16 protein-coding genes are annotated in these 18,565 nt (G+C 61.3%); 12 read left to right on the top strand and 4 right to left on the bottom strand.

Features of this window, described 5'->3' with window-relative positions; all coding sequences use genetic code 11:
- Positions 1-4 precede the first annotated feature (4 nt).
- The 6 genes from ACTQ4R_RS02785 (at position 5) to nifJ (ending at position 9,378) form a co-directional block, all read left to right on the top strand.
- Entirely contained in the window at positions 5-1,756 is a 1,752-nt protein-coding gene (locus tag ACTQ4R_RS02785) for an ABC transporter ATP-binding protein (protein ID WP_441625617.1), read from the top strand.
- Positions 1,749-2,546 carry an RNA-binding protein gene (locus ACTQ4R_RS02780; RefSeq protein ID WP_441625615.1) on the top strand — a complete coding sequence of 266 codons (798 nt, stop codon included), beginning with the start codon at positions 1,749-1,751 and terminating at the stop codon, positions 2,544-2,546. Before ACTQ4R_RS02785 ends, ACTQ4R_RS02780 begins: the two co-directional genes overlap by 8 nt.
- A gap of 12 nt (positions 2,547-2,558) precedes the next feature.
- Positions 2,559-2,768: a DUF896 domain-containing protein gene (locus ACTQ4R_RS02775; RefSeq protein ID WP_441625613.1), complete on the top strand. Its 210-nt coding sequence runs from the start codon at positions 2,559-2,561 to the stop codon at positions 2,766-2,768.
- A gap of 3 nt (positions 2,769-2,771) precedes the next feature.
- Entirely contained in the window at positions 2,772-3,932 is a 1,161-nt protein-coding gene (locus ACTQ4R_RS02770) for a 5-bromo-4-chloroindolyl phosphate hydrolysis family protein (RefSeq protein ID WP_441625612.1), read from the top strand.
- A 119-nt stretch (positions 3,933-4,051) separates the two neighbouring features.
- Positions 4,052-5,491 (top strand): aminoacyl-histidine dipeptidase, encoded by a 1,440-nt coding sequence (locus tag ACTQ4R_RS02765; protein WP_441625610.1) that lies wholly within the window; start codon positions 4,052-4,054, stop codon positions 5,489-5,491.
- A gap of 365 nt (positions 5,492-5,856) precedes the next feature.
- On the top strand, positions 5,857-9,378 hold the full coding sequence (nifJ, locus tag ACTQ4R_RS02760; protein WP_441625608.1) for a pyruvate:ferredoxin (flavodoxin) oxidoreductase: 3,522 nt from the start codon (positions 5,857-5,859) through the stop codon (positions 9,376-9,378).
- 214 nt (positions 9,379-9,592) lie between these two features.
- Here nifJ and ACTQ4R_RS02755 read toward each other — a convergent pair whose 3' ends face one another.
- The 4 genes from ACTQ4R_RS02755 to ACTQ4R_RS02740 form a co-directional block, all read right to left on the bottom strand.
- On the bottom strand, positions 9,593-10,057 hold the full coding sequence (locus ACTQ4R_RS02755) for a helix-turn-helix domain-containing protein (RefSeq protein ID WP_441625607.1): 465 nt from the start codon (positions 10,055-10,057) through the stop codon (positions 9,593-9,595).
- A 21-nt stretch (positions 10,058-10,078) separates the two neighbouring features.
- Positions 10,079-11,332: an aminotransferase class III-fold pyridoxal phosphate-dependent enzyme gene (locus tag ACTQ4R_RS02750; RefSeq protein WP_441625605.1), complete on the bottom strand. Its 1,254-nt coding sequence runs from the start codon at positions 11,330-11,332 to the stop codon at positions 10,079-10,081.
- Positions 11,333-11,344: 12 nt separating this feature from the next.
- Complete coding sequence (locus tag ACTQ4R_RS02745) at positions 11,345-12,100, bottom strand: hypothetical protein (protein ID WP_441625603.1); 756 nt, start codon at positions 12,098-12,100, stop codon at positions 11,345-11,347.
- Between the two features lie 132 nt (positions 12,101-12,232).
- Positions 12,233-12,679 carry a flavodoxin family protein gene (locus ACTQ4R_RS02740; RefSeq protein ID WP_441625601.1) on the bottom strand — a complete coding sequence of 149 codons (447 nt, stop codon included), beginning with the start codon at positions 12,677-12,679 and terminating at the stop codon, positions 12,233-12,235.
- Between the two features lie 111 nt (positions 12,680-12,790).
- Here ACTQ4R_RS02740 and ACTQ4R_RS02735 point away from each other — a divergent pair, with 111 nt between their 5' ends.
- The 6 genes from ACTQ4R_RS02735 (at position 12,791) to ACTQ4R_RS02710 (ending at position 18,562) form a co-directional block, all read left to right on the top strand.
- Positions 12,791-13,153 carry a winged helix-turn-helix transcriptional regulator gene (locus tag ACTQ4R_RS02735; protein ID WP_441625599.1) on the top strand — a complete coding sequence of 121 codons (363 nt, stop codon included), beginning with the start codon at positions 12,791-12,793 and terminating at the stop codon, positions 13,151-13,153.
- A 202-nt stretch (positions 13,154-13,355) separates the two neighbouring features.
- Positions 13,356-14,129, top strand: a complete 774-nt coding sequence (locus ACTQ4R_RS02730; RefSeq protein ID WP_441625597.1) for a metallophosphoesterase — start codon at positions 13,356-13,358, stop codon at positions 14,127-14,129.
- A 235-nt stretch (positions 14,130-14,364) separates the two neighbouring features.
- Entirely contained in the window at positions 14,365-16,272 is a 1,908-nt protein-coding gene (locus ACTQ4R_RS02725) for a polysaccharide biosynthesis protein (protein ID WP_441625595.1), read from the top strand.
- Between the two features lie 18 nt (positions 16,273-16,290).
- Positions 16,291-16,980 (top strand): cobalamin biosynthesis protein, encoded by a 690-nt coding sequence (locus ACTQ4R_RS02720; RefSeq protein ID WP_441625593.1) that lies wholly within the window; start codon positions 16,291-16,293, stop codon positions 16,978-16,980.
- 16 nt (positions 16,981-16,996) lie between these two features.
- Positions 16,997-17,740 carry a tyrosine-protein phosphatase gene (locus tag ACTQ4R_RS02715; RefSeq protein WP_441625591.1) on the top strand — a complete coding sequence of 248 codons (744 nt, stop codon included), beginning with the start codon at positions 16,997-16,999 and terminating at the stop codon, positions 17,738-17,740.
- A gap of 18 nt (positions 17,741-17,758) precedes the next feature.
- Positions 17,759-18,562, top strand: coding sequence for a hypothetical protein (locus ACTQ4R_RS02710; RefSeq protein ID WP_441625589.1), 804 nt, complete (start codon positions 17,759-17,761; stop codon positions 18,560-18,562).
- Positions 18,563-18,565 lie beyond the last annotated feature (3 nt).

Here is an 18,565-nt window from a genome sequence, read left to right as displayed (position 1 = left end):
GACCATGACCACCAAAGACTTCCAGCAAAAATCCGCCCTGCGGATCTTCCTTTCCTATTTCAAGCCTCACCGGCGGCTGTTTTTTATGGACCTCTGCTGTGCGCTGATGATCTCCGTCATCGACCTGGCGTTTCCCTATGTCTCCCGCTGGTGCATGTATGAGCTGCTGCCCCAAAGCGCCTACGCTACCTTCTTCGCCGTCATGGCGGTGGTGTTCGCCGCCTTTTTGCTGCGGGCGCTTTTGACCTACGTCATTTGCTACTGGGGGCATACCTTCGGCATCCTGGTGGAGGCGGATATCCGCCGGGACCTGTTTTGCCACATGCAGGAGCTCTCCTTCGATTACTTTGACCGCAACCGCACCGGCCAGCTCATGAGCCGGCTGACGGCGGACCTGTTCGACATCACGGAGCTGGCCCACCACGGTCCGGAGGACCTCTTTATCTCCGGCGTCACCATTGTGGGCGCCCTCATCATCATGTTCACCATCCAGTGGCGGCTGGCCCTGGTCATCGCCGTCATCCTGCCCATTTTCATGCTGGTGGTGTGGCGCAGCCGGAAGTCCATGCAGGACGCCTCCGCCCGGGTGAAGCAAAAGACCGCCGTCATCAACGCCGACATTGAGTCCGGCCTCTCCGGCATCCGCACCGCCAAGGCCTTCGCCAACGAGGAGGCGGAGCTGAGGAAGTTCGAAAGCTCCAACGACAGCTTTAAGACCTCCAAGCGCCAGTTCCACAAGGCCATGGGCCGGTTCAACGCCACCATGGAGTTTTTCCTGTGCATCCTGTCCGCGGCGGTCATCGCCGCCGGCGGCTTTTTCATCATGCGGGGCCAGATGGACACAGTGGACCTCATTACCTTCAGCCTGTATATCACCACCTTCGTAAACCCCATCCGCAAGCTCTCCACCATGGCGGAAATGTTTGCCAACGGCACCGCCGGCCTCTCCCGCTTCATTGAGCTCATGCGGACGGAGCCCGCCATGCAGGACGCGCCGGATGCCAAGGTCCTCCAGCGGGTGGAGGGCCGCATCGATGTCAGCCACGTCAGCTTTGCCTACCAGGATGACCTGGCGGTGCTCCACGATGTGGACCTTCACATCCGCCCCGGTGAGACCGTGGCGGTGGTGGGCCCCTCCGGCGGCGGCAAATCCACCCTCTGCCAGCTCATCCCCAGGTTTTATGATGTCACAGAAGGCGCCATCTCCATCGACGGCCAGGATGTGCGCTCCGTCACCCAGGAGTCCCTGCGGCAGAACGTGGGCGTGGTGCAGCAGGAGGTGTTCCTGTTTGCAGCCAGCATCCTGGAGAACATCCGCTACGGCCGTCCCGGCGCCACGGAGGAAGAGGTGGCCCAGGCGGCGAAGCTGGCGGAGATCTACGACGACATCGTGGCCATGCCCGACGGCTTCAACACCTACGTGGGCGAGCGGGGCGCTCTGCTGTCCGGCGGACAGAAGCAGCGCATCTCCATTGCCCGCATTTTCCTGAAGGACCCGCCGGTGCTGATCCTGGACGAGGCCACCTCTGCCCTGGACAGCGTCACGGAGGCAAGGCTCCAGCAGACCTTTGAAAAGCTCTCCAAGGGCCGCACCACCATCATCATCGCCCACCGCCTGTCCACGGTTCGCAACGCCGACCGAATCGCCGTGGTGGAGGATGGCCGCATCGCGGAGCTGGGCAGCCATGAGGAGCTCATGGCGAAAAACGGCGCCTACGCGGCGCTGGTCCGCACCCAGGAGCTGCGCCATGGATAAGGCAAAGCTGCTGGACCGGCTGGGCGCCACCGGGGAGGACCGGCTGCTGCTGGCCAAGGTCCTGGACCGGGCCGGACAGGCCCAAAACCGAAATATCCCGGCGGCCACGGACTTTTTAAGCCCCCAGCAGCAGGCGCTGGCGTCGGACCTAATGCGCCTGGCGGGCATCCCGGAGACGGGGGCGGTCCTGCTGGGCGGCTATGACGGGGCGGAGCGGAATATTCTGCTGTTCCTGCCGGACTGGCTGGACGCCGACAGCGCCGGAAGCCAGAGCCCCATCCGCTGCCTGCGGGCATCATTCCGGGAGGAGGAAAAGCTGACCCACCGGGATTTTCTGGGCAGCCTCATGGGCATGGGCATCGTCCGGGAGAAGGTGGGAGACATTCTGGTGGGCAGCGGCAGCGCGGACCTCATGGTGCTGGACACGGTGGCGGAGTTTCTGCTGCAAAGCTGGAACAGCGCCGGCCGGGCGAAGCTCACTGTCACGTCCATCGAGCCCTGGGAGGTCCGGGTGCCGGAGGTCAACTGCCAGGAGGTGCGGGACACCGTCTCCTCCCTGCGGCTGGACGCCGTGGCGTCCACGGGCTTCCGCATGGCCCGGGGCAAGGCGGCGGAGCTCATCACCTCCGGCCGCGTCCAGGTAAACTGGCGGGCGTGCACGAAGCCGGATAAGCTCCTGGCGGCGGGAGACACTGTCTCCGCCCGGGGCTTTGGAAAATTTGAACTCACGGAGGTGGGGGGCGTCACAAAGAAGGGCCGCACCTCCATCGTGGTGAAACGATACGTCTGAGGAGGATGGAACATGGATCAAAAGCAGATCGACCGCATCAATGAGCTGGCCCGGAAGGCCAAAAGCCCCGAGGGACTGACGGAGTGGGAGGAGGCCGAGCGGGCCGCCCTGCGGCGGGAATACGTGGATTCCGTGCTGGGCAGCCTGCGGGGCCAGCTGGACAACACCTATATCGTGGATGAGAAGGGTCAAAAGCGCAAGCTGAAGAAAAAGGGGGAGTGAGCCGTGGCCGCACAGCAGAAAAAGGACAACGACTGGCTCTCCTGGGCGTTGATTGTGTTTTTGTTCGCCGTGGGGCTGTCGCCCCTGGCGTTGCTGCTGCTGTTTTTCAAGCTGTTCGCCAGCGACGGAAAAAAGAAGCAGGCGGCGCCTCCGCCTCTGCGGACGGAGAACCGGACAGCCCAGGCCGCGCCGGCGGACCGGCAGCCCAGCAAGGCCCGGGAAGCCGTGGGGAAGATGACCAAGTCTCCCGCGGCGAAACGCTCCACCGCATTCTGGCTGAAGCTGTCCGGCGCGGTGCTGGCGGCGGTGGGCATCATCGCTTGTGTGGAGCCCATTGACATGATGGCCTGGCTGGGGAGCGCCACGAGCTATTATATCGAGGACCTGCTGACGGCCCTGGCCATGACCGTGGGCGGCGGCGCCATGTTTTACAGCGGTCTTTCCATGGACCGCCAGCTCAAGCGCCACGCCAAGTACCTCTCCGTCATGGGTGACCGGGAGGCGGTGTCGGTGGAGGAACTGAGCCGTGTTCTGGGCTATCCCAAAAAGCGGGTGGAGAAGGACCTCCAGAAAATGATCGACAAGGGGTATTTCGGCGGCAAGGCCTATTTGAACATGGAGCTTGGCTACCTGTTCCGCAGCGGCCAGGCGGACGCGGCGTTCCAGAAACAGCGGCGGGAGGCCGCCGCCCAGGCGCCCAAGGAGGCGGAGGAAGGGTATTCCGGCATCCTGCGGAACATCCGCCGGGCCAATGATCGCATCGCGGACCCGGTGCTTTCCGCCAAGATCGACCGGCTGGAGGACATCACCGCCAAGATCTTCCGGGCGGTGGAGGAGGACCCTCAAAAACGGAGCCGGATCGACACCTTCCTAAATTACTATCTGCCCACCACCCAGAAGCTGCTGGACTCCTATGCCGAGTTTGAGGCCGCCGGTGTGGAGGGGGAGAACCTGCGGCAGGCCAAAAGCCGCATCGAGTCCACCATGGACGCCATTGTCAAGGGCTTTGAGCACCAGCTGGACGAGCTGTACAAGGCGGACGCCATGGATGTGGACAGCGACATCCGGGTCATGGAGACCATGCTCCACCGGGACACCGCCTCGGCGGAGCGGGACTTTGGCCTGGGCGGGACCGCCGCGGCCCAAGCGGAGGAAGAGCCATAAATTTGACCGGCGCGCCGCGAGGCGTGCTGGTTTTTTCGGCTGCAAACCGGGAAAGTACTTGCGGGACGGACAGGGAATCGGGTATACTGTGAGAAAATCAAAAACAAGGAGCGAACAATATGGCAGTATTGGACCAGCTGGAACCCAAAAACGTATTCCGCTTTTTTGAGCAGATGTGCGCCATCCCCCACGGCTCTTATAACACCAAGGCCGTCAGCGACTGGTGCGTGGCATTCGCCAAGGAGCGGGGCCTGGAGTACTATCAGGACGCCGTGAACAATGTCATCCTCATCAAGGAGGCTTCCGCCGGCTATGAGGACGCGGAGCCGGTCATCCTCCAGGGACACCTGGACATGGTCTGCGAAAAGGCGCCCGGCTGCCCCAAGGACATGGCCCGGGAGGGCCTGGACCTGGCGGTGGAGGGTGATTATGTCTATGCTAAGGAGACCACTCTGGGCGGCGACGACGGCATCGCCGTGGCCATGGCCCTGGCGGCTCTGGACGACGACTCCCTGCCTCATCCCCGGCTGGAGGTCATCCTCACCACCGAGGAGGAGGTGGGCATGGACGGCGCCATGGCGCTGGACGTGTCTCCCATCCGGGGGCGGAAGCTGCTGAACCTGGACTCCGAGGCGGAGGGCGTGTTCACCGTCAGCTGCGCCGGCGGCGTGATGGCGTCCTGTGGACTGCCGGTATGCCGGGAGCCCTTTGGGGGCGCGGTGCTGTCTCTAACGGTGGACGGCCTCATCGGCGGACACTCCGGCGCGGAGATCCACAAGGCCCGGGGGAACGCGGACATGCTCTTGGGCCGGGTGCTGCGGGCCGCAGCGGCCCGCACGGACCTGCGGCTTATCTCGGTGGACGGCGGCTTGAAGGACAACGCCATCCCCGTATCGTGCACCGCCCTGGTGGCTGCGGCGGACGCCGCTGCTGTTTATACGGCTGCGGCCGATATGGAGGCTGTATTCAAAAATGAACTGCGGGCAACAGACAGCGGCGTGTCCGTCAGGGCGGAAGCGGCCGCGGCGGAGCTGCTGCCCATGGACGCGGTTTCCACGGAAAAAGCCGTGTGCCTGCTGGCCTGTGCCCCCAACGGCGTGCAGACCATGAGCCAGGACATCCACGGCCTGGTGCAGACCTCGCTGAACCTGGGTGTTTTGAAAACGGAGGAGGCTTCCGTAACGGCGTCCTTCTGCATCCGCAGCTCCGTGGACAGCGAAAAGGAGATGCTGAAGGACCGGCTGACCTGCCTGCTGGCCCAGCTGGGCGGCGGGGTGTCCTTCTCCGGCGAGTATCCCGGCTGGGCGTATAAACCTGATTCCGCCCTGCGGGAGCTGATGGTGGAGGTCTACCGGGACCAGTATGGCCGGGAACCCAAGGTGGAGGCTATCCACGCGGGGTTGGAGTGCGGCCTGCTGGCGGGCAAGCTGCCGGGGCTGGACTGCGTGTCCATCGGCCCGGACCTGCTGGACATCCACACGCCCCGGGAGAAAATGAGCATCTCCTCCGTGCAGCGGGTGTGGGCATTCGTGTGCGAGGTGCTGAAGCGTTCCAAGTGATACGGAAAACGAAAAACACAGGGGGCCTGCGGTGCTCCCTGTGTTTTTTTGCGGCAGGCGCAAAAAAGCGGACATGTCCGCTTAAAACGGACAAATTTGCGGCAAAAAAGAGCGGATGTGAAAAGGAGATGCGGTTTTTTGGTGAAAAACACAACGAAAAAAAGTAAAAACTTGTAACTTTTGCGGAGGGCTGAACAAAACCACCAAAATGCTCGGCTGGATTTCTCTGCGGCGATTCTTTGTTAGATAATTGACACAATGCCCGGGAAAAGGATATACTGAGGATGCTAACAAGCGTCTCCAAAAGGGCGGAAAGCCGCCATTTTGAACACTGTGAAACAAAAAAATAGGGAGGAATTAAGTTTATGTCAAAGAACAAAGTGTTCAAGACGATGGACGGTAATGAGGCTGCCGCGTACGTGTCTTACGCGTTTACCGAGGTAGCTACCATTTACCCCATCACCCCGTCCAGCCCCATGGCTGACCACGTGGATGCGTGGGCTGCCAACGGCAAGAAGAACCTGTTCGGTCAGCCCGTGAAGCTGGTCGAGATGCAGGCGGAATCCGGCGCGGCCGGCGCGATGCACGGCTCTCTGGAGACCGGCTCCCTGACCAGCACCTACACCGCTTCCCAGGGCCTGCTGCTGATGATCCCTCCCATGTACCGGATCGCCGGTTCTCAGCTGCCCGGCGTTATGCATGTCTCCGCCCGTACCGTGGCCACCCACTCCCTGTCCATTTTCGGTGATCACTCCGACGTCATGGCCTGCCGTCAGACCGGCTGGGCGCAGCTGGCTTCCTCCAGCGTGCAGGAGAGCATGGACATGGCCGCCGTTGCGCACCTGTCCGCCATCAAGGGTTCCATCCCCTTCCAGCATTTCTTCGATGGCTTCCGGACCTCTCACGAGATCCAGAAGATCGAGGTTCTGGACTATGAGGACCTGGGCAAGATGCTGGATTGGGACGCCGTTCAGAGATTCAAGGATCACGCGCTGAGCACGGAGCATCCCACCCTGCGCCACACCCTGCAGAACCCCGACACCTTCTTCCAGTCCCGCGAGGCCTGCAACTCCGCCTATGATGCGCTGCCCGCCATCGTTGAGGAGTACATGGGCAAGATCAACGAGGTCACCGGCCGCAACTATCAGCTGTTCAACTACTACGGCGCCCCCGATGCTGAGCGCGTTGTGGTCGCCATGGGCTCCGTCTGCGAGACACTGACCGAGGTCGTTGATTATCTGGTGGAGCGCGGTGAGAAGGTCGGCTTCATCCAGGTCCACCTGTTCCGTCCCTTCTCCATGGAGCGTCTGCTGGAGAAGATCCCCGCTTCCTGCAAGTGCCTGACCGTTCTGGACCGCACCAAGGAGCCCGGCGCTCCTGGCGAGCCTCTGTACCTGGACGTGTGCGACGCCCTGTGGGAAGGCAAGCGCACCAACATCGAGGCCCTGTGCGGCCGCTACGGCCTGGGCTCCAAGGATACCACTCCCGCCCAGATGAAGGCCGTGTTTGACAACATGAAGGGTGAGAAGAAGAACCACTTCACCGTCGGCATCAACGATGACGTCACCCACCTGTCCCTGCCCGTTGGCGAGAACATCGTCACTGCCGGCAAGTCCATCATCTCCTGCAAGTTCTGGGGTCTGGGCTCTGACGGCACCGTGGGCGCCAACAAGAACTCCATCAAGATCATCGGCGACCACACCGACCAGTACGCCCAGGCTTACTTCGAGTATGACTCCAAGAAGTCCGGCGGCGTCACCAAGTCCCACCTGCGCTTTGGCCATGAGCCCATCCACAGCACCTACTATGTCACCATGGCTGACTTCGTGGCCTGCCACAAGCCCTCTTACATCAAGGACTTCGACATCGTCTCCGAGATCAAGCCCCACGGCACCTTCCTGCTGAACACCAGCTGGAGCGGCGCTGAGCTGGAGGCGAACCTGCCCAACCGTGTGAAGCGCCAGATCGCCGAGCGTGAGATCAACTTCTACACCATCGACGCCACCGCTATCGCCATGGAGCTGGGCTTGGGCAACCGCACCAACACCGTGCTGCAGGCTGCCTTCTTCAAGCTCTCCGGCATTATCCCCATCGATGACGCCGTGGGATACATGAAGGCCGCTATCGTCAAGTCCTACTCCAAGAAGGGCCAGAAGATCGTCGACATGAACAGCGCCGCCGTTGACAGAGGTGTTGACGCCGCCGTGAAGATCGATGTTCCCGCGTCCTGGAAGACCTTGGCTGACGACACCCAGGCTCCCGACCCCAATCTGCCTCACTACATCCGTGCGATCCAGATCCCCGTCAACAAGCAGGCCGGCGATGCGATCCCCGTGAGCGAGTTCATGCCTTATGCTGACGGCGTCACCCCCTCTGAGACCTCCAAGTACGAAAAGCGCGGCATCGCCGTGAAGGTGCCCCAGTGGCTCCCCGAGAACTGCATCGGCTGCAACAAGTGCGCTCTGGTCTGCCCCCACGCCGCTATCCGTCCCTTCCTGCTGAACGCGGAGGAAGAGGCTGCGAAGCCCGAATCCTTCGTCACCAAGGCAGCCAAGGGCAAGGGCTTTGAGGGCCTGACCTTCCGTATGCAGGTCGATCCTCTGGACTGCCAGGGCTGCGGCGCCTGCGCCAATGCCTGCCCTGCCAAGGAGAAGGCTCTGGTCATGGAGCTGCTGGATACCCAGATGCCCGAGCAGGAGAACTGGGACCATGCGTTGACCCTGTCCACCAAGACCAATCCCATGGACAAGTTCACCGTCCGCGGCTCTCAGTTCGAGCGTCCTCTGTACGAGTTCAGCGGCGCCTGCGCCGGCTGCGGCGAGGCTCCCTACATGAAGCTCATGTCTCAGCTGTTCGGTGATCGGATGTTCGTTACCTCCGCCACTGGCTGCTCTTACGTCGTGGGCTCCTCCACGCCTTCCTTCCCCTACGCGGCCAACGAGAAGGGCCACGGTCCCGCCAACTCCAACTCCCTGTTCGAGGATAACGCCGAGTATGCGCTGGGCATGAAGCTGTCCATCGACCAGATGCGCCGTCAGATGGCTGCCCACGCCGAGGCTGTGGTGGCTGCCACCTCCGACGCCGCACTGAAGAGCGCCATCGAGGCCTGGCTGGCCGAGGGCGATAACGGTGATAAGACCCGTGCTCTGTCCGAGGCGGTTGTGGCCGCTCTGGACGCCACCACGGAGACCTCCGATGACATCGCCTTCATGAAGGCCAACAAGGATGTTCTGCCCAAGAAGAGCGTCTGGATGTACGGCGGCGACGGCTGGGCTTACGATATCGGATTCGGCGGTCTGGACCATGTCCTGGCTTCCGGCGCTGACGTGAACATTCTGGTGGTCGATACCGAGGTGTACTCCAACACCGGCGGCCAGGCTTCCAAGGCCACCCAGCTGGGCGCTGTGGCGCAGTTCGCCAACGCCGGTAAGAAGACCGGCAAGAAGGATCTGGGCGCCATCGCCATGACGTATGGCAACGTCTATGTTGCCCAGGTTGCCATGGGCGCCAACGAGCAGCACCTCATCACGGCTTTGAAGGAAGCCGAGGCGCATCATGGTCCCTCCCTCATCATTGCTTACGCACCCTGCATCAACCACGGTATCTCCAAGGGCATGGGCCAGGCCCAGCTGGAGGAGAAGCAGGCCAGCGAGTGCGGCTATTGGCCCCTGTGGCGCTATGTGCCCGAGCTGAAGGACGAGGGTAAGAATCCCTTCATCCTGACCAGCAAGGAGCCCAACGGCCAGCTGCTGGACTTCATGATGGGCGAGACCCGGTTCGCCTCTCTGACCAGAACCTTCCCCGAGACTGCCAAGGAGCTGTTCGAGGCGGCCCAGGAGTTCTGCGCTGATCGTTACGCCAGATACAAGAAGCTGGCTGAGCAGTAATTGCAGGCCAGGACTGTACGAAATTGGCAGAATTGTTGAACGCCTTGCCTGACAAAGTACAGCAGTTTCTGCTTTTGTCCGGCTGCGTCGAGACAACATGAACGAAGAATGAGGCCCCGGGGTTTCTCCACGAGAAACCCCGGGGCCTTTCACAAATGAAAAGCGAGTGAAAAAATTCCGCTGCCCCATCATCACAAGAGCAGCGGAATTTGCATTATTTGCCCAACTCCTTGCGGACGGCCTGCCGCAGCAGGGCCTGCCCTTCGGGGGAGCGGAGCACATCCAGCACCGCCGAACGGACCACGCCCTGGAAGGACTTGCTGTTTAGCAGAGCGTTGAACACGGCGCCGTCCTCCTGCCCACCGCCGGAGGATTGGACCACCACCGGAGCGGTGGGACGCCTGGGCGCCGGCGCGGGAGCAGGTGCCTCCTCGGCGTAAGCCCGCTCCAGCCAGGTGCCCTGGCCCTCCTCACGGACGTCGACCTCGCCCCGAAGGTAGGACAGGGTGACGCCGAAAAACTCCGCCAGTTTTTTCTGCTGGTCCTGGGAAGGCGTCTGCCGTCCGGTCTCAAATTTCTCCGCCGCGTTTTTGGGAAAGCCCAGAGCGGCGGACAGGGCAGGGCGGCTGAGGTTCTGCTCCGTCCGCAGGGCTTCGATACGCTGTGCCATGGTGACCATCGTGTGATTCCTCCTAAAAACTCAATCTTTGGGGTGCCGCTGCCGGACGACGGAGAACGCCTCCTCCGCCACAGCAATCGTCTCGGCGATGTCCTCGTTCGAGAGGGCGTAGTTGATGAAATGATTGTGATGGGTGGTGAAGAACACGCCCCGCTTCACGCACTCGGCGATCCATTCCTGGTGGAGCATCAAGCTGGGATCGTCCGCGAGCCGCAGATAGAACAGGCTGGGCATACCGGAGACATGGAGGTCAAAACCGTACTTTTGCCCGGCGGCAATGAGGCCGTCTCCTAATTTTTTGCCCTTTTCGTTCAGTATTTTGGGCAGATCCAGCTTCTTCATTTTTTCCACGCAGGCGATACCGGCGGCGAAGGGGACGGCGGAGAGCCAGTAGCTGCCGGTATAGCTGATGCCGGAGACTGTGTTTTTTAAGAAGGCCTTGCCGCATAGGGCGGAGACATTGTAGCCGTTGGCCAGGGCCTTGCAGAAGCAGATGAGGTCCGCCTCAAAGCCAAAGTAGTGGTCGCTGCCTTGAAGGTCCAGCCGCCAGCCGGCCCGGACGTCGTCCACGATGAGAACGGCACCTTCGTCGGTGCACAGCTTGCGGACCTTCTGCCAGTACCCGTCGGCAGGGAGCTCGTTATCTTTGAAGTTGCCGTGCATGTAGGGCTGGCCGATGACGGCGGCGATCTGTCCCTTGTAGCGGTCAAACAGCTCCGCCAAAGCGTCGAAATCGTTCCACTCCACGTACAGGCTGTGCATCACGTCCTCCTCCAGTACGCCGGAGTAGTCCATCTTCTGGGTCCAGGGGGAGACGCCGTGGTAATAGCCTTTGAAAAAGACGATTTTCTTGCGGTGGGTATAGGCTCTGGCGGTCATCACCGCCAGGGTGGTGACGTCGTTGCCGTTTTTGGCGAAAAAGGCCCAGTCGGCGGAGGCCACCGTCTCCACCAGCAGCTCCGCGAAATCGATCATCTTGGTGGAGGGAATGGTGACACAGTCCTCCAGCTGTCGCTGCTTGGCCGCGGCGGCGTCCACATCCGGGTCGTGGTAGCCCAGAACGTTGGGGCCGTAGCCGCACATGTAGTCGATCATGCGGTTGCCGTCCACATCCCAGAAATAGCTGCCCTGGGCCCGGGAGGAAAACAGGGGCCACGCCTCCACAGGCGTGTAGCAGCCCTCGGCGGGGCCCTGGTGGCCGTAGATGCCGGAAGGGATCACCTTACAGGCCCGGAGGTACTCCTCCCGGCTTTTGGAATAGTCGTTGATCTTCATATGGCGCCCTCCTTACGCAAGATATACCGCTACCCGGTCCAGGATGCGGTTGATGTTGTCCACCTGGGCGATCATTCCGCCGATGCGGACCTGCCCCAGTCCCACGGCGGCGATGGCGTTCACCTGGCCGTCAAACAGGTCCCGGGCCAGGTGCATGCCCTGGAACTCCATGTAGGAGAGGAACTGCTCCGGTACCTGGTGGACGGCGGTCAGGCGGTGGTCCCGGCAGCAAAGGGCAGCGGCGGGACCGCCGGCTATGGCCAGCTTGACGGTGCCGTCCACGATGTTGGAGGCGGAGAAGCGGCCGATATTGTCCTCATTGCCCACCTGGGCGATGGCCTCCGCAATGACATGGAACATCAGCGTGGTGGAGATGCGGAAGAACTCCGGGTCGCTGAGGGCGCCGGGCTCCGGCTTCAAAAAGGCACTGAGCCGGTCTGTCAGCTTGGTGAAGGGACCCAGCAGGAAGCCCACCTTTGTAAAGCCCTTGCTGGGAATGGGGGTCACGGTGCCGTCAATAAGGCCATTGAACTTTTCACAGGAGGAAAAGGGGAGCTTCACCTGGCACCGCTCCACACCGGGGACCATGCGGCATTGGTCGCCGCCGAAAAACAGCGTGGCTTCCGGCCCGCCCTTTACGGCGAAGCCAACGGAAACGGACTTCCCCGTGATGAGTTTCGCGGACTTCGGGTCCAGCTGACAGAGGTAGGGAATGGCGCCCAGCACGGCGAAGAGGTTGATGTAGGCCATGGTTCTCGCGTCTTTCATATGGCTGCCTCCGATTCGCATTTGATGATTCAGTATACAGCGAAATGGAGGAAAGTGCAAGAAAAGGCCGCTTCCGGTTTGCGGAAAAAAAGAGACATCCCCTGTTGGGATGCCTCTGGCGGGAAATGCCCCTCAGCCGGTGATGCTTTCATAAAACCGGACCGCGCCGGCCAGCTCCTCCCGGTCGGGATGGCCCTTCGCAATGCCGCCGACCAGCCGGAAAGGACCGAAGGTATCAAACCCCAGACAGCCGTATTCGCCGAGAGTATCGGCGTTTTTGGCACGGGCGATTTTGGAAATGGCGGCTGTGTAACCCTGCTTCTTTGCTCCGCAGGTGTAAAGGAAAAATACCGGCTTTCCGGCCGGCAGGCTCTTCTCGGCGAACTGCAGGACACTTTTGTGAAATTTGGAGTAGTAGATTCCGGAGGCGAAGCCGACCCGGTCGTAGCACTGCAGGTCGGCGTCCGGGACCGCGGCGGCGTCGATCAAGTCAATGCCGTCAAATGCTTCCGTGATGGCATCCAAAAGCTGCTTGGTGTTGCCGTGGTGTCTGGAATAATAGATGATCGCTGCTTTCATGGACCATTCTCCTTGCATTTTGTTGGTATAGAAATTATACTATAGCAGAAAAGTTTCAGCAAGTACGCAGAATATATGTACCTGGTCGTGTGAACTGTACTGGAGGGGACGATGAAACAGGATATGACGGCGGAGAAATATCTGCAGACCGTATTGGAAAGCGACGCCCGGGAGGACTGCTCTGTGAGGCGGACGCTGGAATTGCTGAGCGGAAAATGGCGGACCCATGTGATATACGAGCTTTGCAAGCAGCCGGTGTGCCGGTTCGGCGATCTGAAAAAGGCGCTCCCAAAGATCACGAACACCATGCTGACGACCACGCTGCGGGAGCTGGAGAGACTTGGGATCGTCCGAAGAGAGCAATTTAACGAGATCCCGCCCCGTGTGGAGTATTCGCTGACCGAGAAGGGCAGGGCACTTCTGCCGGTATTTTTTGAGTTGGCCAAGTGGAGCGAGGCCTATCCCGCGGAATAACGGCGTGCTCGTCGAAAACCGATGGATTTCAAACCGGGACCATGATAAAATCATACAATTCTTTTGAGAGCGGGAGGCGGACATGCGGTACACGGGACGGAGAAACCGGAGACTGAGGCAGGCGGGGAGCGCCTGCCTTGTATTGCTGACCTGTTTCGCCCTCTGGTGTGCTTGGGGGATCTGGCGGTCTTATCACTATCCGGTGGTAAAAACGTGGACGGCGGACCTGCCCCGCTTGGACGGTCCGGTGCGGATCGCGGTCCTGTCCGACCTCCATGACCGGGCGTTCGGCGGGAATCACCGGCAATTGGCGGATCTGTTGGCTTCCGCTGGGCCGGATCTGATCCTGCTGGACGGAGATATGCTCAACAGCGATTCGGAAAACAGCGGACAGGTGTGCTCTCTGGTGGAGCAGCTGGCGGCTGTCGCGCCGGTGTATTACGCCTGGGGCAACCATGAGCTGGACTATATGGACCGGGAGACCGGAAACCTGCAGGCAGAGCTCACAGCCGCCGGCGCCACTGTGCTGGACCGCGCTTACGTGGACCTGACGGTGTGTGGACAGCACATCCGTCTGGGCGGACTGTACGATTACGCCTTCGCCGCAGATGACTTCAACACCTGTGACCCCGCCCACATGGACCCGTCGGTGTACGGCTTTTTGACCCGCTTCCAGGACACGGACCGCTGCCGCATCCTTCTGTCCCACCGGCCGGACAGCTTTGCACTGGGAGAGGCCTCCGTCACATGGAACGTGGAACTGGTCATTAGCGGTCATGACCACGGGGGACAGGTTGTCCTGCCTATTCTGGGCGGTGTGTTCGGCGGAGACCAGGGGTTGTTCCCGGCGTATCTCCACGGCCTGTATGAAAAGGACAACATCCGCCTGGCAATCACCAGCGGCCTTGGCTCCCACGGGCAGAAGCTGCCCCGGATGTGGAACCCGCCGGAGATCATGGTCCTGGACCTACGTTGAAGCGGACTGGACACGGCAGGAGAGCGTTGGTACAGGAACGGGGCAGACAGCGGCAGAGACACACTCTCTTCCGCTGTTTGCCAGCTGTGGACTCACCTTTCGCATAGTTACAAAAATATATCCCGTTTGAATGAAATTGTATAATATATATTTGACTTTGCCTAAGTGCGGAGATATAATAAACCAAATACTGGCGTATTAGAATGTTTTCTGGAAAGGGAAGAGGAGCTTGACTTTGTCACGATATCGCGGGCAGATCATTCTGCTGCTGGATGTCTGCTTAATTTTTGCATTTAATTTTCTCCTGTTTCTGCCGGCGCTGCTGCGCGGTGACATCCGGCTTTTGAACCTGCTGCTTCACATTGGCCTTTTGACCGTCTGCGTTTTGGTGTTTCAGCTGGCCTTCCGGACGTACAATACCCTCTGGCGCTACGCGGAGAGCCGGGAGTATTTCGTCCTGCTGCTGGGCATGAGCCTGGGCTTTTTGCTGTACAGTGCCGTGAACTTCCTGCTGGACACCAATCTCATCTGGATCACCCAGGCACTGACAGGCACCTCTCTGGCGCTGCTGGCCATGCTGGTGATGCGCTTTGTGTACCGTACATACCGGAAGCGGACCACCGGACGCACTGCCGAAGGCCGCAGCTATGTGGCCATCATCGGCGCGGGGACCGTGGGCGTGTCGCTGCTGGGGGAGTTGGTGAACAACCCTAATGGCCGGTATATTCCCTACTGCCTAATCGACGACGCGGTGGACAAAATGGGCAAGCGTGTGCTGGGCGTGGCTGTTCTGGGCCCCATCGACAATCTCCTGGAGCTGCTGCAGAACACGCCGGTGACGGAGATCATCCTGGCCATCCCCAACCTGCCCGCCCCGCGGCGGACGGAGATCCTGCGCCTGTGCGCGGCCACCAACTGCCGCCTCCATATCCTGGAAGACCCGGTGTCCCAGCTGCGGAGGGAAAAGACATCCCTTGCGGCCAATGTCCGTGAAGTGCAGATCGAGGACCTGCTGGGCCGGCAGTCTGTACACCTGGACAACCGCCGCATCGCCGATTTTATCCGGGGCAAGACCGTGCTGGTCACAGGCGGAGGCGGTTCCATCGGCTCGGAGCTGTGCCGGCAGGTGGCGGGCTACGGTCCTAAGCGGCTGGTGATCCTGGATATCGCGGAGAATACCACCTATGAGCTGCAAAACGACCTGGTCCATCTCTATGGCGCGGACTTCCCCCTGTCGGTGGAGATCGCGTCGGTCCGGGACCGGAAAAAGGTCGACAAAATTTTCGAAAAATACCAGCCCCAGCTGGTATTTCACGCAGCGGCACATAAGCATGTGCCGCTGATGGAGAACTGCCCGGAGGAAGCCATCAAAAATAACGTGTTCGGCACGTACAACACGGCCTCTGCGGCCCAAAAATACGGGGCGGAAAAATTTGTCCTCATTTCCACGGACAAGGCGGTGAATCCCACCAATATCATGGGCACCACCAAGTTCCTGTGCGAGCAGGTGCTTCAAGGACTGCGGACGGGGAACCGCACGGAGTTCGCCGCGGTGCGCTTCGGCAACGTCCTGGGCTCCAACGGCTCCGTCATTCCCCTGTTCAAAAAGCAGATTGCCTACGGCGGCCCCGTCACCATAACGGACAAGCGGATCATCCGCTATTTCATGACCATTCCCGAGGCGGTGCAGCTGGTGCTGGAGGCGGGCTCCTTCGCCCGCAGCGGCGAGGTGTATGTGCTGGACATGGGAGAGCCGGTCCACATCCTGGACCTGGCGGAAAAGCTCATCCGCCTGTCGGGCTACACGCCCTATGTGGATATTCAAATCGAGGAGATCGGCCTGCGGCCCGGCGAAAAGCTCTATGAGGAGTTGCTGACCAGCAGCGCGGACCTGCGCCGGACGGAGAACGAGAAGATTTTCGTGGAGGAAAAGCCGGCCATTGAGGAAAGCGATCTAAAGGACTGGCTGGAGAAGCTGGCGGCCGTTGTGGAGCGGGGCAGCCGACGGCAGATTTTCCAGGTCCTTCACGAGCTGGTGCCCACCTTCCGCGATCCGGAGGATGTGAACCGGGAGGCTATCCGGGCTGTCCGGGAGGGACAGGCCGCCCAGCTGGAGGATTTGGCTCTGACCCGGAACGTGTAAAAAAGTGAGGATAAAGCAATGAAAAAAGGCGCGAAGATCGCATTGGGCGTTGTAGGCGTTCTGGTCGTGGGCGGCGTGGCCGCGGCGGCATGGCAGTGGAACAACCTCAATGCCCTGCGGTATGGCTTGACCATGGACAGCGGGACCATTGAACAGAAGCTCCAGGAGAACGAAAAGGCTCTGCAGGACGCCATGACGGAATACAAGATTCCCCAATATACCTTCTCTCAAGAGGAGATCGCCCAACTGACGGACGGCACGCTCTCCACGGAGGAGGCGGCGAAAAGGCTTCTGGAGGCGCAGACGCCCTTGGCGGCGGCACCGGAGGGGCAGGCGGACGCGCAACAGGCGGCCGAGCCCCCATCCGAAGTGGACCAGGCCATCCAGGAGCAGATCGCGACCATGTATGTGCTGCGCAGCACCTATGTAGGGAAGCTGGAGGCCATCGCCCAGTCCGCCATTGACGAGTACAGCGCCGGTGCCCACACGGAGGAGAACCGCAAGCAGGTGGTGTACGATAAGCTGGACCAGCTGACAGCGCTGGAAAAGGAGTGCGACGATCAGGTCGCCCAGGTGGTGGCCCGCCTGCGGGAGCTTTTGAAGGAAGCCGGCAGGGACGACTCCCTGGCCAAGCAGGTGGAGCAGACCTATCAAGAGGAGAAAAGCCTGAAAAAAGCGGCCTATCTGGAGGCGTTCCAGAACGGCTGATGAGCCGGAGGACAGTATGATCGACCTGCACTGCCATATCCTGCCGGGAGTGGATGACGGCGCGGCCACGGAGGATGAGAGCTGTATGATGGCCCGCCTGGCGGTGGACAGCGGCGTCACCGCCCTGGCCGCCACGCCCCACTGCGGCGTGCCCGGACAGTTTGACAATTTTGTTGATGAGCACTTTCTGGCCCGGTTCGGCGCCCTAAAGGCGATGCTGGAGCGGGAGCACATCCCCCTGCGGCTATACACGGGCATGGAGGTGTTCGTGACGGAGGAAACGCCCCGCCTTCTTCGGCAGGGCCGGCTTTTGACCCTGGGGGGCAGCCGGTATCTGCTGGTGGAGTTCGGCTTCGACGAGTCCCTGGACTTCGTGGAGCGGATGCTGGGAGAGCTGCTGGAGGCCGGCGTGGTGCCGGTGGTGGCCCATCCGGAGCGGTATCATTTTGTCCAGCCCCAGCCGGCGTGTCTGCTGCGGTGGGTGGAGCTGGGCTGCGCGCTGCAGGTCAACAAGGGCAGCCTCCTGGGCCGATTCGGCCGGCGGAGCGCCCATACGGCCCGCTGGTGCCTGGGGGAGGGATGCGTCCACCTGCTGGCCAGCGACGCCCACAGCCCCTGGCGCAGGACTCCCCGCCTAAGGGAGGCCTGGGAATACGCGGCGGATTTCGATTCGCCGGAGATCGCGGATTTTTTGCTGCGGGGCAATCCGCGCCGCATCCTGGAGGACCAGCCTATCCGGCCGGTCCTGGCGGAATTTTGACCATCCCGAGGAGAGTTTATGAGACGACTTCGCATCATCACCCTGGTGTGCTTCCTGCTTTCGGCAGCGGCGCTGGGGGCCTCTACGGCCTATCAGGCCTGGAGCGAGGATAAGACCATCCCGGTCATCGACTGCCCGGAAACGCCGCTGGTGCTGTCCGTCAAGGACAGCGGCGAGGAGGCGCTGCTGCAGGACATGACCGCCTATGACGAAAAAGACGGCGACTTGACAGACAAGCTGCTGCTGGAGGGCATTGACCGCTCCGCGGAGGGGGACATCACCGTCACCTACGTGGTGGCCGACAGCGACCACCACGTGGTCAGCCGCAGCCGGACGCTGCAGTACACGGATTACGCGCCGCCTCGGTTTGCCCTGTCCAAGGACCTGCGCTATTCCATGGGCAGCAGCATCCGCATCAAGGACCGGCTGACAGCCGCGGATGTGGTGGACGGCGACCTGTCGGACCGGATCAAGGTGAATTCCAACGACCTCTCTCCCTATTACGAGGGCACATATCCGGTGACCTTTGAGGTCACCAACAGCCTGGGCGACACCTCTTCCATTACCATGGACGTGGTGGTGCGGAACTACGCCGCCGGCGAGCCCCGCATCAGTTTAACGGAGTACCTGGTGTACCGGGAGGCGGGGACGCCCTTTGATCCCCGCGCCTATCTGGACTCCGTCAGCGGCGGAGCGGTGGGGGATGTCTCCATCCAGCTGCCGGAGGGTGGTCTGAGCACCGGTGTCAGCCGGGTGACCTATTCCTGTGTGGGACAGAACGGGACCGTGGGGTCCACCGTTCTCTACGTTGTGACCGAGTGAGGA

It is taken from the genome of Dysosmobacter sp. Sow4_B12, assembly GCF_052116665.1.
In the GTDB taxonomy this organism is placed as follows: Bacteria; Bacillota; Clostridia; order Oscillospirales; family Oscillospiraceae; genus Oscillibacter.
Note: the sequence above shows the minus strand (reverse complement) of the source record. Positions and strands in the feature narration are given on the sequence as shown.